Source organism: Comamonas sp. wu1-DMT (assembly GCF_040187805.1).
In the GTDB taxonomy this organism is placed as follows: domain Bacteria; phylum Pseudomonadota; class Gammaproteobacteria; order Burkholderiales; family Burkholderiaceae_C; genus Comamonas; species Comamonas thiooxydans.
The window spans coordinates 1-14,234 of the sequence record NZ_JBANEM010000020.1 but is presented as its reverse complement, the minus strand read 5'-3'; the positions used below and the strand labels follow the sequence as shown (position 1 = coordinate 14,234).

General features: G+C 52.7%; 12 protein-coding genes. 9 read left to right on the top strand and 3 right to left on the bottom strand.

Going from position 1 to position 14,234, the window contains the following annotated elements; all coding sequences use genetic code 11:
- Window positions 1-89: 89 nt before the first annotated feature.
- The 7 genes from V8Z78_RS22160 (at window position 90) to V8Z78_RS22130 (ending at window position 6,950) form a co-directional block, all read left to right on the top strand.
- Window positions 90-1,544, top strand: a complete 1,455-nt coding sequence (locus tag V8Z78_RS22160) for a 4-hydroxyphenylacetate 3-hydroxylase family protein (protein WP_349732151.1) — start codon at window positions 90-92, stop codon at window positions 1,542-1,544.
- Window positions 1,545-1,589: 45 nt separating this feature from the next.
- On the top strand, window positions 1,590-2,117 hold the full coding sequence (locus V8Z78_RS22155) for a flavin reductase family protein (RefSeq protein WP_349732150.1): 528 nt from the start codon (window positions 1,590-1,592) through the stop codon (window positions 2,115-2,117).
- Window positions 2,118-2,143: 26 nt separating this feature from the next.
- Window positions 2,144-2,533 (top strand): cupin domain-containing protein, encoded by a 390-nt coding sequence (locus tag V8Z78_RS22150; RefSeq protein ID WP_349732149.1) that lies wholly within the window; start codon window positions 2,144-2,146, stop codon window positions 2,531-2,533.
- Window positions 2,534-2,549: 16 nt separating this feature from the next.
- On the top strand, window positions 2,550-3,221 hold the full coding sequence (locus V8Z78_RS22145) for a MarR family winged helix-turn-helix transcriptional regulator (protein ID WP_349732148.1): 672 nt from the start codon (window positions 2,550-2,552) through the stop codon (window positions 3,219-3,221).
- An 83-nt stretch (window positions 3,222-3,304) separates the two neighbouring features.
- The gene (locus V8Z78_RS22140; protein WP_349732147.1) at window positions 3,305-4,018 is read left to right on the top strand and encodes a DUF2848 domain-containing protein; all 714 of its coding nucleotides are present in this window, start codon (window positions 3,305-3,307) and stop codon (window positions 4,016-4,018) included.
- A gap of 21 nt (window positions 4,019-4,039) precedes the next feature.
- Entirely contained in the window at window positions 4,040-5,392 is a 1,353-nt protein-coding gene (locus V8Z78_RS22135) for an amidase (RefSeq protein WP_349732146.1), read from the top strand.
- A 334-nt stretch (window positions 5,393-5,726) separates the two neighbouring features.
- Window positions 5,727-6,950, top strand: a complete 1,224-nt coding sequence (locus V8Z78_RS22130; RefSeq protein WP_349732145.1) for an IscS subfamily cysteine desulfurase — start codon at window positions 5,727-5,729, stop codon at window positions 6,948-6,950.
- A gap of 623 nt (window positions 6,951-7,573) precedes the next feature.
- On the opposite strand, the gene V8Z78_RS22125 is transcribed toward V8Z78_RS22130, so the two are convergent.
- Window positions 7,574-8,269 (bottom strand): helix-turn-helix domain-containing protein, encoded by a 696-nt coding sequence (locus tag V8Z78_RS22125; protein ID WP_349732144.1) that lies wholly within the window; start codon window positions 8,267-8,269, stop codon window positions 7,574-7,576.
- Window positions 8,270-8,642: 373 nt separating this feature from the next.
- Between V8Z78_RS22125 and V8Z78_RS22120 the strand changes: the two genes are divergently transcribed.
- Complete coding sequence (locus tag V8Z78_RS22120; RefSeq protein ID WP_003063315.1) at window positions 8,643-9,452, top strand: MBL fold metallo-hydrolase; 810 nt, start codon at window positions 8,643-8,645, stop codon at window positions 9,450-9,452.
- Window positions 9,453-9,601: 149 nt separating this feature from the next.
- Here the strand turns inward: V8Z78_RS22120 and V8Z78_RS22115 are convergent, their stop codons facing one another.
- Window positions 9,602-11,758 (bottom strand): sensor histidine kinase, encoded by a 2,157-nt coding sequence (locus V8Z78_RS22115; RefSeq protein ID WP_349732143.1) that lies wholly within the window; start codon window positions 11,756-11,758, stop codon window positions 9,602-9,604.
- Window positions 11,759-11,922: 164 nt separating this feature from the next.
- Entirely contained in the window at window positions 11,923-12,753 is an 831-nt protein-coding gene (locus tag V8Z78_RS22110; RefSeq protein ID WP_003063310.1) for a response regulator transcription factor, read from the bottom strand.
- A gap of 363 nt (window positions 12,754-13,116) precedes the next feature.
- Between V8Z78_RS22110 and V8Z78_RS22105 the strand changes: the two genes are divergently transcribed.
- On the top strand, window positions 13,117-14,234 hold a 1,118-nt coding region (locus V8Z78_RS22105), incomplete at its 3' end, for an Ig-like domain-containing protein (RefSeq protein ID WP_349732142.1).

Sequence of the window (14,234 nt, the reverse complement as noted above, 5' to 3'; positions counted from 1 at the left end):
GCGGATTGATACGAACGATTCATGAGCTCTAGATAGCAGAGCTGCATGAATCGGCCAAAACGCAAGAACAAACCAATGGAGATATGGACATGTTGAAGACTGGTGCTGAACATCTTGAGTCACTACGCGATGGTCGTGTGGTTTTCGTTGGTGGCGAGCGTGTGACGGATGTGACGACACACCCTGCGTTCCGCAATGGTGCGCAATCGATTGCAGCCATTTATGACATGAAGGCGGCGCCTGAGAACCGTGATTTCATGACATATGCGGAAAACGGTGAGCGTTACAGCGGTTACTTTCTGCGGGCCCGCAGCAAGGCAGACCTGGAATTCCGCAGCCGCGTGCACCGTGCTATCGCCGACCAGACCTATGGCATGTTCGGCCGTTCGCCAGACCACGTTGCCAGCTTCGTGACTGGCATGAGCTTGGCGCCTGAAGTTTTTGGTAAGTACGCCGACAACTTGATGGCTCATTACGAGCACATGCGAAAGAATGACATCTATTCGACGTATGCCATCATCCCTCCGCAAGCCGGCCGCAATCCTGAGCCCTACAAGAAGCTCAATATTCCGGTGCCGACCTTGCACGTGGTGCGCGAGGAGGATGATGGTCTGGTGATCTCCGGCCAGAAAATGCTGGCAACAGGTGCTGCATACACCAACGAGATCTGGGTCGGCAACATTACGCCACTGGCACCTGACCAAGCCGAGCAATCGATAACTTGCACGATACCTTGCAACGCACCTGGCTTGGAGCTGTGGTCGCGCAAGCCGCTGTCTCGTGACGTGAAGGCAGAGTTCGAGAATCCGTTGGCCTATCGCTACGATGAATCAGATTGCATGCTGCTTTGCAACGAAGTCAAAGTGCCATGGGAAAAGGTTTTCGTACACAACGACGCCGCACTGGCAAGCCAGATCTATGTGAAGACTCCGAGCCACACCTATGGCAATCACCAGTCCAATGTGCGCTTCCATTCGAAGCTGCAGCTCATCGTCGGTCTGGCAAGCAAGATCACTAAGGCTTCGGGAGCCGACCAGGTTCCAGCGGTGCGAGAAACACTGGGCAAGCTAGCCGCTTGGGAAGGCATGCTTGACGCTGCAATCCATGGCCAGATCCAAAGTGCCGAGGAATGGCCAACAGAAGGCTTCTTGTGCTTCAACCGCCGTTTCCAGTATGCGGCGCTGAACTGGTGTACCGAAAATCATTCGATCATCATCGATCAACTGCGTGAACTATGCGGCGGCAGTGTGTTTCAGATGCCTGCAGACATCTCGGTGATGGGCGATGCGCACATGCGTTCTCAGTTTGAGAAGTACTGGACAACGCCACAGACCGAGGCCGTCGAACGCATGAAGCTTTACAAGCTGGCCTGGGATTTGACGGGCTCTGAGTTTGCTGGCCGTCATCAACAGTACGAGAAGTTCTACGCGGGTGCTTCGTTTGTCGTGCGCAATTACAACTATATGCACACAGACTGGAAATCCTTGGAAGGCGTGGCGGAGCATTTGATGTCCAGCTACGGCGTTCCTGCGGAATATCTGTAAATAGATTTGGCGCACGCCTGTCCGCATTGTTAAGGAGACATTGTCATGAATTACTCGTTTGCACCTTATCCGGAAATTGATCGAAAAGACTTTCGCTCTGCACTTGGGTTGTTCCCAACAGGCGTAGCGGTAGTTACTGCAGATGATGAAGCAGGCGAGTTTCGGATTGGAATGACTATTACGTCGTTCAATTCGGTCTCTCTCGATCCTCCACTGGTTCTTTTCTCTATCGATAAGAGAGCAATGAGCTTGCCGGCTCTTTGTAAAGCCAAGATGTTCAGTGTCAATGTGCTGGGTCAACAGCATGAGCACATCTCAAATAGATTTGCAACGGCAAAAGGTGATAAGTGGGGTGAAACGGAAGTGGAATTGCATGACGGGCTTCCATTCACGTTGGCCAATTCTATTGTCGCCTTTCAATGTGCTCCTTATGCCGAATATGACGGTGGCGATCACGTGATTTTTGTTGGCCGTGTATTGCGTATTCACAAGCGTGAAGAGGGCTCACCTCTGGTTTTCTTTAGTGGGCGATATGCCTCCCTGCAGCAGCCGACGATCTCAGCGTCGATCTGATGTTTTTTTACCTAGGAGTAAGTGAAATGGCTGTTACCAAAGCTCATCACGAGTTTCACAAAATTGACCTCAACGCGCCAGGCTGGAAGCTGCCTGAAGGCTATGCCCCCGATTCCGGTGCGTTGGAGACCATCATCTCCGGCTCGCTGGACACGGAGAAAAAGCAGGGTAGTCGTACTCGTATCCTGCGCTTCCCGGCCGGCTTTGCAACATACAAGCCCATCGTCCATGACTACTGGGAAGAGGTGTTCATGTTGGAGGGCGACATGACCGTCGGTGCTGATGACAGTGGCCATGGTGGCGAGTCCTTTGAAGGTTACACATACGCCGTGCGTCCCCCTGGAGCGTGGCATGGTCCCTTCCGATCGAAGAACGGGTGCTATCTGCTGGAGACCCACTACTACGATCCTGCTTGACAAGCTAAGGATCAAGATGCGTCACAATCTCTGGTTGTTCCATAGAACTTCTGGAGTTTCTGCATGCAGCGTCGCCCAGCGAAATCGAGTGAAAGCGCTACGAAGAAAGACAAGGAAAAAAAAGTTGACGTTGGGTCCTACCGTCTCTCTTCCTGCGCTTCTCGACAAAAGCCCTCAGTCAGATAGCAAGTTTCGTCAATTGATCTATGACATTTATGTCGTGGCAGATCTTCTTGAATCGGCTCGCGAATATTTGGCGGAGCACTTAGGCGTTTCCTCGTCTCAATACAACATTATTATGGTGGTTGCGAGACAAGGTGGTGAAAATGGAGTGAACGTCAGCGACGTTGCAACCAGACTCAACGTAACAGGCGCATTTGTGACCAATGAGGTAAAGAAGCTCGTAAAGAGCGGATTTATCCATAAAAAATCTAACCCTGATGATGGGCGCAGTGTATTACTAACTTTGACTCCATCTGGCTATGCCAAGGTACAGGCAATAGAGCCAGAAATTGTTTCAGTCAATAATAGACTATTTGGTGAGTTATCAAAATCTGATTTCCAGGAACTTTCTAGAATTTTAGGATCGCTTGTGGATGGGTTTGGCCAAACCGTGGCCTTGTTAAAAGCCCTATCTTCTGAGTCTGAAAAAAGTGGGAAAGCGATTTCGGGAATTTCAGGTAAATAGCTACTGAAATAGGACTGGCTGATCGGTTAGCGGAGTTAACAAAATTGAACTGCGCTCAGATGCATAACCTTTGATCGACAGCCATGATTTATTTCTCTTGCATTTCTGATAATCCCAATGGCAATTCTGCAAGCCGCGTTATTGGCATTAATCCGCATCGTTTTATTGTTGCTGGTTGGACGGGGCGTGATGCAAAGGCCATTGAGCACCATATCGAAGAACTCGCAGAGCTCGGTGTGCCTCGCCCATCCTCTGTACCGCTGTATTACCGCGTTGGAAAAAATCTGCTTTGCCAAGACTCCGTACAGGAGGTCATTGGTTCAGAGAGTTCCGGTGAAGCCGAGCCCGTAATGTTCTATGCAGAGGGGGAGTGGTGGCTGACGGTTGGCTCTGACCACACAGATCGAAAAGTCGAAGGCTATTCGGTTGCGGTGTCCAAGCAGATGTGTCCAAAGCCCATAGCAAATGCAGCTTGGCGCTGGTCGGAGATTGCGAGTTACCAAGACGAAATTCAGCTCCAGTCGAGCATTTTGGAAGGCGATAAATGGGTGACCTACCAGAGCGGGACACTTGCCTCGATCCGTCCTCTGGAATCCTTGCGCGATGGCTTCTTCAAATCAATGAATGAGCGACTTGAGGGGAACTTCATGTTCTGCGGAACGTTAGGTGCGATTCCTAATGAGCAAGGTAAGGGCATCCGTCCCGCAACACAAATGCAGATAGCGTTGCACGACCCGCGTAAGAACCGCTCTATCGTGCATCGCTACACCGTGGAAATGCTCCCGATTGTTGCTTGATACTTGGTGTATTCGACGATCATGAGCCACAACATCTCCGAAATTAGAGTGCGCATACTGCGTGGAGAGACAACTCACGAGCGAGTGGTAGCCAGTGCCTTGGAGAAGGCCGCGCATTCTTCCGCCCAGCATGTCTTTACTGCTCTGTACGCAGATGCCGCGTTAGCGGCTGCACGATCTGCCGATCAGCTTCTTGCTGCGGGAGCTGAGATCCCGGCGCTTGCTGGTTTACCAGTTTCTGTGAAAGATTTGTACGACATTGCTGGTGAGCCAACACAAGCCGGGGGCATTGTTTATCGCAACGCGCAACCTGCTTTGGTTGATGCTCTAGCCGTTTCTCGCTTGAGAAAAGAAGGGGCGGCGATTGTTGGTAAAACGAACATGACCGAGTTCGCGTTTTCCGGCGTGGGCATCAATCCTCACTACGGCACTCCAGTGAATCCTGCTGATGCCAAAGTTGCGCGCATTCCCGGAGGTTCCTCCTCGGGAGCAGCCGTGTCAGTGGCGCTAGGTTTGGCGATTGCGGGGTTGGGTTCAGATACGGGTGGCTCGATACGTATACCTGCAGCATTGTGCGGACTGGTTGGGTTTAAAAGTACTCAGTCTCGAGTACCAAGGCAGGGAGCGCTTGAGCTCTCTCGGACCTTGGATACTGTCTGTGCAATGACGAGAAGCGTTGCGGACTGTATTACTGTAGATGCTGCTCTTTCTGGTGCTCCACTTGATGTGAAGCGTCGCCCGCTTGAAGGCATGCGGTTGGCAGTTCCACGTTCCGTCATGTTTGACGGTGCTGATAGCGTTGTTACTCAGACGTTTGAGCGAGCATTGTCTTGGCTGTCTCAAGCAGGAGCCCACATCACGACAATTGCGTTTGAAGAGCTTGCTGAGATTCCACGTCTGAACTCGCCTGGCGGCTTTTCAGCAATCGAAGCGTACGCGGTGCATAAAGCCAAGTTCGCGCATCAGCAACAGAGCTTCGACTCGAGAGTGGCGCAGCGCATTGCGTTGGGCTCCACTGTTAGCGCTGCAGACTACATTGAGATGCAGGACGCCAGAACGCGCTGGATTGCGCGTGCAGAGGCAGTACTGGCGCCCTTCGATGCAATGATTAGTCCGACAGTACCAATCGTTGCGCCTGAGATTGCTGGCTTGGTCAAGAGCGATGACGCATTCTTCAAGGCCAACGGACTATTGTTGCGAAATACGTTCGCGATCAATTTTCTGGACGGATGTGCATTCAGCATCCCCTGCCATCTGCAAGGCGATCTACCCGTTGGACTGATGCTGGCTTCCACAAATGGCAACGATGCTGATCTAGCATCTGTTGCACTCGCTGTAGAAGCTGCCTTGGACGCAAAGCGCGAAGTCGTATAACGCAATCAGGAGGAGTTACATAGCCTCCTGCCTCTTTATCGCCAGAGGCTGCTGAATCCGGGGTCCTCCATTGAACAGAGGATGCCGAGGGGGGCAGCTCTGGTGTTTCCAATGCCTAAAGCCTTTATAGCTGCGTTCTTTTGAAGTCGCCAGTTCGGGAAGGAGGGCATTGCCCGTTCATCAGTTCATCTCAGCTTGTCAGCATCCGTTCGGCCTCGTTGCCTCCTGATCAATCTGCCAAACCTTGAGCTGGAAGTCCATACCTTTCGAGGGTGCATTTAGCTTACTTTAAAAGCTTTTTTTTATAATAAAAAACCTTGAAAGATTTTTGATCATGACAACTACTCCCTCACGCTTGCCGGTGTACCTGGACTACAGCGCTACGACGCCTGTTGATCGACGCGTCTTTGATGCGATGGAACCCTATTTTTGCAGCATCTTCGGCAACCCTGCCTCCCGAAGCCACTCTTATGGATGGGATGCAGAGAGTGCTGTTGAGGAAGCACGGGGATTTGTCGCTGAGCTCTTGGGTGCTGACCCGCGTGAGATTGTCTGGACCTCGGGTGCAACCGAGGGCAACAACCTGGCAATCAAAGGTGCTGCAAATTTCTTGAAGGAAAAGGGCAAACACATCATCACCCAGGCAACGGAGCACAAGGCTGTTCTCGACACCTTCAGAGAGTTAGAGCGTCAAGGCTTCACTACAACCTACTTGCCCGTCAACGAAGACGGTCTTGTTACGTTGGAGCAAGTGCTTAAGGCGATACGCCCTGACACCACGCTTGTGTCCATCATGATGGCTAACAATGAAACGGGTGTGGTTCAGCCGGTTGCGGAAATTGGCAAGGCATGCCGTGAACGGAAGATTGTTTTTCATTGCGATGCAGTTCAAGCCGCAGGGAAAATTCCAGTCAACGTTGATGAGATCTACGCGGATCTTCTGACGGTGACTGCTCATAAGCTGTACGGCCCAAAGGGGGTCGGGGCACTCTATGTACGACGCAAGCCCCGCGTTCGATTGGAAGCACAGATCCACGGAGGAGGGCATGAGAGAGGGATGCGCTCCGGTACGCTGCCCACCCACCAAATTGTTGGGATGGGAGAGGCCTTCCGGATCGCTAAGCTTGAGATGGCAAATGAAGCTCCTCGACTTCACGAGCTACGTGATCGGCTGTGGAAAGGTCTGCAGGCCATTGATGAGATCTATGTGAATGGATCTTTGGAGTCGCGCGTTCCCAACATTCTTAACGTCAGCTTTAACTATGTTGAAGGCGAGTCGTTGATCATGGCAGTTCGCGACTTGGCCGTGTCTTCGGGCTCTGCGTGTACTTCCGCTTCATTGGAGCCTTCTTATGTTTTGCGCGCAATGGGGCGAAATGACGAGTTGGCTCACAGCTCCATTCGCTTCTCTTTGGGGCGATTCACAACGGAGGCTGAGATTGACTTTGCTGTCAACTTGCTTAAAGAGAAGGTTGCCAAACTTCGCGACATGAGTCCTTTGTGGGAAATGCATTTGGAAGGCGTTGATCTTTCCAAAATTGAATGGGCTGCTCACTAAATGTGGGCGAAAGCAAGTCTGTCCAAGCATTTGAAAGTAGGCGACTTGATTCAAACGGTGTTTCGACGTCACCATGGGCAGCCCTGACACATCAGGCATGATCCCTTCTAAACCACTGCGATGACTGACTTGCTGTAAAGCCAATTCACGCAAGCCATAAGTGTTGTCGGCAGGCCGCCTCCGCGACGTTCGAGAAGTATCTGGATGCGATGCAGCCGTTGCAGACCTGCCGGGGCGGTCACGTAAACAAATGGTAAGGCTTCACATCGAAAAAGGTTACGACAACAGACGCTGCCGTGTCTGCTTGAGGTAGTGCGGTATCGCCTGCAGGATTGCCAGGCGAGGAGCCGAGAGCAGCAACTCGGCAAGCTGGCTTTGAAAAGAGGCTGGATGCCAGAAGTGTTGCTGAAATCGGCTGTCACAATCATCTGTGCATGACTCGTGGATGGGTAGTGTGAGCGGCTCTTGGTGAAGAGGTTCTGGTCCCGATCCGATTGCTGCATGCGCCGGGGTGCAGCTGCAATTGGCACGCATGCGCAAGCACATGCGTGCGGGATTTATCCAGAGGTTTCCTAAGCGATCCACATACGTGACACAAACGCAAGCAGGCGCTGAGTCGAAATTCAGGCGTGGGCCGTACGATACGCCACAGGCGTCATGCCGGTCGCTTGTCTGAATGCCCGGATGAGGCTCGCTTCGCTGGCGAAGCCAAGGTCATCGACAATGCGTTTGAGCGGCTGTTGGGTCTCACATAGTGCTTCGGCCACTTGGCGCAGCTTGATGCGTCGCATCCACTGAGCTGCTGCCAGACCCGTATGCTCCTGCACTCGTCGAGCCAATGTTCGTGGAGAGATATGCAGTTGGGCAGCAAGCGTCGGCAAGCGCAACTCGCCTGCGGGGCTGCGTTGCACAATCATCTGTGCCTGACGTAGAGACTCATCAGTCAGGGTAATGAGTTCCAAATTGGCAAATGCGGCATGCAACACTGCCGGGCGTGGCAGCATTAGTAGATTTTGTAGATCGCGAAGCTCAGCGGAGTCTAGCCTCTTGGTCAACATGTGCTGCACGAGCGGCAGATATCCGTGAGCGCCGGCAGCAGTCAACAAGCCTTCACTGATGATCATTGGCTCATCAAAGCTCCATTCAACGCGTGGAAAGCTGGTTTGCAATGACTCCCGCAGCCACCAGGTTGCCGTTGCACGTTGCCTATGCAATCTCCCGCTCGCAGCAACTGGCAGAACTCCTGCGCAATAGCTCCACACCTGAGTTTCCTTGGGCAATTCCCGCAATGCTCGGATCACCGGAGCCAGTTTCTGCAATGGGGCTCGTAGGTCACTTGCAGACGATAGCCACAGGCCTGGTACCACCACTGCGTCCGCGCGCACAGCATGTAGGCAGGTCTTCGGAGCTATCGACGGTCCTTGCCAGGTTGTGACTGGCGTTGTATCTACTCCTGCCCAGATCACGTCGCACACCATACGCCTGGCGCGCAGGTTGGCGGCTCGCACCATGTCCGCTACAGAAAAGAGGCCGGCCGGCATGCATTCGGGATACAGCAGCAATGCAAGGCGGAATGGTTCCATTTGAGATGTGGAATCTGGCATGAATTGGTAATTAACTGACTAGTCTTGCCATTTTCCATGCAGAGGCATATCGGAATAATGAGGCATTTCCTCCAGCTCCGAGTTTTTCATGCAAATCACCCAGTTACGCAATGCCACTATCGTTCTAGAGTTTGAGGCCCAAGGCAAGGCCATTGGTCTGCTTGTCGACCCAATGCTCGCCCCTCGCGGAAGTCTGCCTGGGTTGCGTTATCTGGGACGTGGACGGCAGCGCAATCCAATCGTCGAACTTCCTGCGAATTCAGAGGCCGTGCTTGAGCGAGTTACGCATGCGCTCATTACCCATTGCCAGCGCGGACACTTCGATCACCTGGATCGCATCGGTAAGCGCTTTCTACGTGAGAGAAGGATCCCTGTGTTCTGCATGCCGCGTGATGCGGAGTATCTTTGCCAGCGGGGCCTCAATGCAGAGTCGTTGAGCGCTCAGGAGCGTCAGTTTTGGAGTCTTGGTGGCCACATTACTCCAATCCTCTGTGTACATGGGAAAGGGTGGGTCGGGCGACTCATGGAGCATGGTCACGGCTACCTGCTGGAATTGCCTGGCGAACCTAGTGTCTACCTGGCCGGCGACACTTTGCTTACTCCTGCAGTACGTGACTGCTTGCATAGGCTGAGACCCGATATCGCCATCCTGCCAGCAGGCGGAGCACGCTTCGATATGGGAGGAGAAATTCTTATGGATGCCAAAGATGTAATGGAAGCAGCGAGTTGCTGGCCTGGCGAGCTAGTGGTGAATCATCTTGAGGCTCTGGATCATTGTCCAGTCAAGCGAGAGGAAGTGCGAGATCTCGCTCAAGATGGGGGTGTCGCTGATCGAGTATGGGTGCCTGAAGATGGGCAGTGTCGTCGCTACAAAGTCAGTCTTGCCGCCATTGACTAGCAAGGGCACCTCCTGCGAGTAGGTGTCACGCGCGTGTAACGTGAGAAGTTCGATGTATGGCCGCTTGGAACTGTGCAGGACAGACCGTCTCTAGGAGCATAGATCAGACTATGGGTACACCAGCTTCCTGGAAGGCCGACAAGCAGCCTTTATGAAGAATCGCTGTTCAAACTCCGCAATGGAGCAGTGCGTGCAATATTGCTGATTTGCTCAAAATCCAATTCATCCAGCGCATGCCTGACCGCACTGACCAGGCCTTGGTAGTCTGTACCGTTGTCCATGGCATCAATCCAGGCATGCAAATCGCTCCAGTTCCCCCGCCTTGCAAGCTGCTCCAATTCGTACTTCTGCTCTTCTTGAAGAGCCTCCAGCTTCTGCATGATCTTGTGCTCACAGTGTTTATCAGATGTGGGCAGAGGTATCAAAGCTTGGAAGAGAGGACTATCCGATACCTGTTTGACCATTAGAAAAAAAACTGCATTGGTTCCACGCCCTAGATGGCTATCAATAGATAGATGGCCGGTCATCCTCTCAATGATGCGTTGTGCGATCAGTAGCCCCAGTCCTCGTTTTGCATGAGTGCGACTAGCTGTCAGCGATTTTTGAATTCTGGCGAGTACTTCCGGCTCCATGCCGGAACCACTGTCGCTAACCTCAAAGCGAAGATGCCATTTGTCTCGGCCAACGTACTTACCTTGCAGCTTCAGGTCAATGCTTCCGTCGAATGTAAATTTCGCAGCGTTGGACAAGAGATTGAGTACAGCCTGTTGCAGGCGCTTTCCGTCCAAGTAGATATGCACGGGCAGCGTGCTCTGTATTTGCAGTGAGAACTTATTGCGTTGACGCTGGGCCAGCGCATGAGCGTACTTGGTGAGTTCATCCAGCAGAGAGCTTAGATCTACCAACTGCTCATTCAATGCCAAAGGAGGCTGCAACTCATCTTTGGCATAGTCCACCAATTCGTCGATCAATGCCAATTGATAAGTAGCGCTTCTTTCAACTGCGGCCAATTTATCTATGTCAACTTTGCTCGGGGACAGTTGCATCAGTTGTAGATAGGCAATGATCGCGGAGACTGGCGCTCGCAAATCATGACTGACATAGGCGAGCAGCTCCTTTTGCTCCAACGAACGTTGCTCAGCTTGTTCCAGAGCCTCTTTAAGAGCGCGAGTTTTGTACTTGACCTCATGCTCAAGGCGTTCTTGCTGCTGGCTTTGCCATTGGAGCAATGTGCGCTGTGCCTGGTGACGTTGGTGGGAATGCTGATAGGCCCAGCTGGTGATGACGAACAGACCGACCGTCAAGGCGGGCAGTACAAGCGCATATTGCTCGAAGAGCTGAACCAGCGCGATGTTTGGTATCAAGAGAGCAACGGCGCGCAGCAATGCACAGCATGCCAAGACAGATACGAGCAGCAAAGCTGTCAGGCTGCCAGGCCCTCCACTACGATGATAGATGTATGTGCAAGCCAGAATTGCTAGCAGACTCAGTGGTGCAACGATGATGCCAGTTGGGGCAAACCAGTCATAAGGCCCAAATAAAGCACCGATGAGAACAATGCTCTCTAAGAGGGCAACGACCTTGAGCAGGATTACTCCTGCTGAGGGTAGATAGTTCTGGGTTTTTTCTAATCGCGCACGCAGATATAGCAATATGCTCAGCACGATGCCAGCAACCAAAACGTGATGAGCTCGGTAGCCCCATTCTGTACTGCTGGGCCAAAGTATTGTCTGTGCATAGCCACGATAGGTAGCTTCATAGAGTGCGGTCAGCAACAGCCCCAGTGTTTGCCATCCCATCAAGGGAGATCGCAGAATTCTCCAGAGCGCCGCGGAATAGACTACGAACACCAGTATGCTGCCAATCAGAAGTCCGCTGAACAACGCATAGTCACGCTCCACCCTATGCCATTGATTCACTGTATGCAGCGTGACTTTCAACTTACTTGACGCGTGACTATTGACGTGAACAAGTACACGCACCTTCTCTCCTGGCGCGAGATTTATGGCGATCTGGGGTACTCGATTGAGCGACTCGTTTGGGTCGCTGATTCCCGCCAGGGTTCGACTTGCACGAACTTGACCTTCCTGTATGCGTACAACATAAAAAGTCACGTGTTGCAGCCAACTCACCCCCAAAGCCAGTTGCACTGATTGAGGGGTGTTTAGATCGTTGTGCAGTGCCAGCCTGAGCCACAGATGTGTCATATCGAATCGCCCTTCAAGCGCCTTGGCTGTAACGGTATGGAACCCGTCAATCTCATTGCTAGGAAGGGCTGCCACCTGTAGTGGTGCTTCGTTTGCCATACCTCGCTCCCAGACCTCGACTGTGTTGTCCAGGACCGGAAGGCCGAGAGCTACATCGCTGATCTGAATTCGAGGGGGCGCAGACGCTTCAAGTGCGCTCGCATTGATTGCCCACCATAGAAATATGCTGCAGAGCAGACGAACATAGCTCGATGTGCATTGCCTCATGGTTTTGGACTCATGTATGAGCGCCGAAAAGATGATGGGGTACACCCAAAATAGGAATGAAAGGCTGACGAGAAATTAGCAGCGCTGGAAAATCCTACTGCTGCCGCAACTTCCTCTATATGCATGGCAGAGCTAGCAAGCATGCGTTGAGCTTCGTGAAGGCGAGTCTCCCGGATGAACTTGTAAACCGTGCTGCCCGTGTGAGCCTGGAAGACGCGTGTTAAGCGCTTTTCATTGGTGCCTAATTTGGAGGCTAATTCAGGCAGAGTAGGAACCTTGGACAAATCGGAAAGCACCAACTGCTGGGCTGCTCGCAGCAACGTTAAATTGTGATCAATGCTCAGTGTTTCCGTTATTCGCTCAAGAGCGGGGACTGACGGTTGCGGATCTGGTAAAGCGCGAACATCTTGATATGGCATTCCTTGGCGTTTCGCCAAAGCCAAGTGGATTTCCACACGCGCTAAAACTTCATTGATGTCGAACGGCTTTGGGATGTAGTCCACAGCACCTAACTGCAACCCCATTAAACGCTCTTTGGGGGAGGCACAAGAAGTCACAAAGATCACGGGAATGCCTGCTGTGGACGGATCTGCCTTTAATAGTCTGCAGGCGGCAAATCCATCTACGCTGCCCATATTTACGTCCAATAGGATTAGTTCAAATTGCTGAGTAGTGGCACGGCGATAGCCCTGCATGGCGTCCATGGCGACCGAAAGGCGATAGCCATTACTTCGAAGCAGTTCCAGCAGGATTTTCAGTTCAGTCACGTTGTCGTCGATGACGAGGATTCGTTCACTCGAAGGGCCTGCAGGTGACCAGTAAGACACGGCAACAATCCGAAGTTAGATGGTTATTTTGAAAAACTATGGATTGTGAAGATGATTTTTAACGGCGTGTTACGTTTTGGAGCCGGGGCTCACGTAGATGCACCTAATCTGACGTTTGTTTACAAGTTTTTCCGAATTTCAAAAGCAAATTCCTGTTTTTAAACATTGCTGTGATTGGGTGAATGTCTGTTGAGAGCGAAATTGACATTTGTTTTGAATCGTTGTCTGGTAGGCAGATGGAATGTTCGCTTTTTCAAAAGCGTTCCAGATCGCTAACTCCTAGCATTCGCGAGCATTTGGCATTGAGCACCCCAAGGTAGAGGGTTCAGAACTTTGCCAAGGTTAGGAATCAAGGAGAAGTTCATGGAAGCCGTATACAAGTCTGGTGGAAAAGTCGCCTCTACAGAGCAAGGCCTGGTTTTAGATAAGCCTTCTGCAGTCATCCTCAAAGTTGCTCCGGAACAGATCGCCAAATCGACCCGTGTCGGTAATGATCTGGTGCTGACTTTGGTCGATGGAAAACAAATCTATGTGAACGGATTTTTCGCGCCATATGCAGAGGAAGGGCGCAACGATCTGGTCTTGGAAGATCAGCAGGGCGTGCTTTGGTGGGGCCAATATGGTGGGGCCTGGGAGGGCTTCGAGTTCACTGAGATCGAATCGAATGAGTCGGTTGCTGCGTGGCTGCCTTGGCTTGTGGGGTTGGGTCTGGGGGGGCTGGCCGTGTCGAGTGGCGGGAGCGGTGGAGGTGGCAAGAATGTCAACAATCCTCCGGAGCCCGTAGATCCCAATAAAGGGCTGAGCCCTGGTGCCCCGGGTCACGTGCCGGGGCAGGAGTTCAGCAATGGCGGTTACAAAGTCACTGTGCGCGAAGATCAGCCCTTCAATGGCAAGGTTGTGGGCAAGGATTCTGATGGTGATTCGTTGACCTACGGATTGGGCACACCGCCCGCTCATGGCACAGTGACCATCGACAAGAACACCGGCGAGTACACCTACACGCCCAACAAGGACTGGAGCGGTCCCGGCACAGACAGCTTTGAAGTGATCGTGGACGACGGCAAGGGCGGCAAGACCACCACTACAGTGACGGTCAATGTCGGAGCGGAGCAGGATGCGTACGACGACATCGAGGGCACCGGCTTTGGGAAGTCCGTCACCGTCGACGTGCTGGGCAACGACAAGTTCGCAGGCAGCAACGTCACGATCACGCAGGTCGATGGCAAGGCCATCACCGAAGGCGGTGCTGCGGTGGCTCTGACCGACGGCAGCGGCAGCGTCAAGCTGGTGGGCGGCCAACTGGAGTTCACGCCCAAGGCAGGCTTTGTGGGTGACGCCAAGTTCAGCTACACGGCGCAGACCGATGGCGGCACGCCCGAGCAGGCCAACGTCACCGTGACCGTGGCAGCCAACCAGCTGCCCGAGCCGATCGACCCCAACATTGATCCGAACAACCCGGAGTTCCCCGGCCAAGAGTTCAC

Bases quoted from the DNA above. Each gene is read 5' to 3' on its own strand.
- V8Z78_RS22160 (WP_349732151.1), top strand. From the start codon at position 90: ATGTTGAAGACTGGTGCTGAACATCTTGAGTCACTACGCGATGGTCGT.
- V8Z78_RS22155 (WP_349732150.1), top strand. From the start codon at position 1,590: ATGAATTACTCGTTTGCACCTTATCCGGAAATTGATCGAAAAGACTTT.
- V8Z78_RS22150 (WP_349732149.1), top strand. From the start codon at position 2,144: ATGGCTGTTACCAAAGCTCATCACGAGTTTCACAAAATTGACCTCAAC.
- V8Z78_RS22145 (WP_349732148.1), top strand. From the start codon at position 2,550: ATGCGTCACAATCTCTGGTTGTTCCATAGAACTTCTGGAGTTTCTGCA.
- V8Z78_RS22140 (WP_349732147.1), top strand. From the start codon at position 3,305: ATGATTTATTTCTCTTGCATTTCTGATAATCCCAATGGCAATTCTGCA.
- V8Z78_RS22135 (WP_349732146.1), top strand. From the start codon at position 4,040: ATGAGCCACAACATCTCCGAAATTAGAGTGCGCATACTGCGTGGAGAG.
- V8Z78_RS22130 (WP_349732145.1), top strand. From the start codon at position 5,727: ATGACAACTACTCCCTCACGCTTGCCGGTGTACCTGGACTACAGCGCT.
- V8Z78_RS22120 (WP_003063315.1), top strand. From the start codon at position 8,643: ATGCAAATCACCCAGTTACGCAATGCCACTATCGTTCTAGAGTTTGAG.
- V8Z78_RS22115 (WP_349732143.1), bottom strand. From the start codon at position 11,758: ATGGCAAACGAAGCACCACTACAGGTGGCAGCCCTTCCTAGCAATGAG.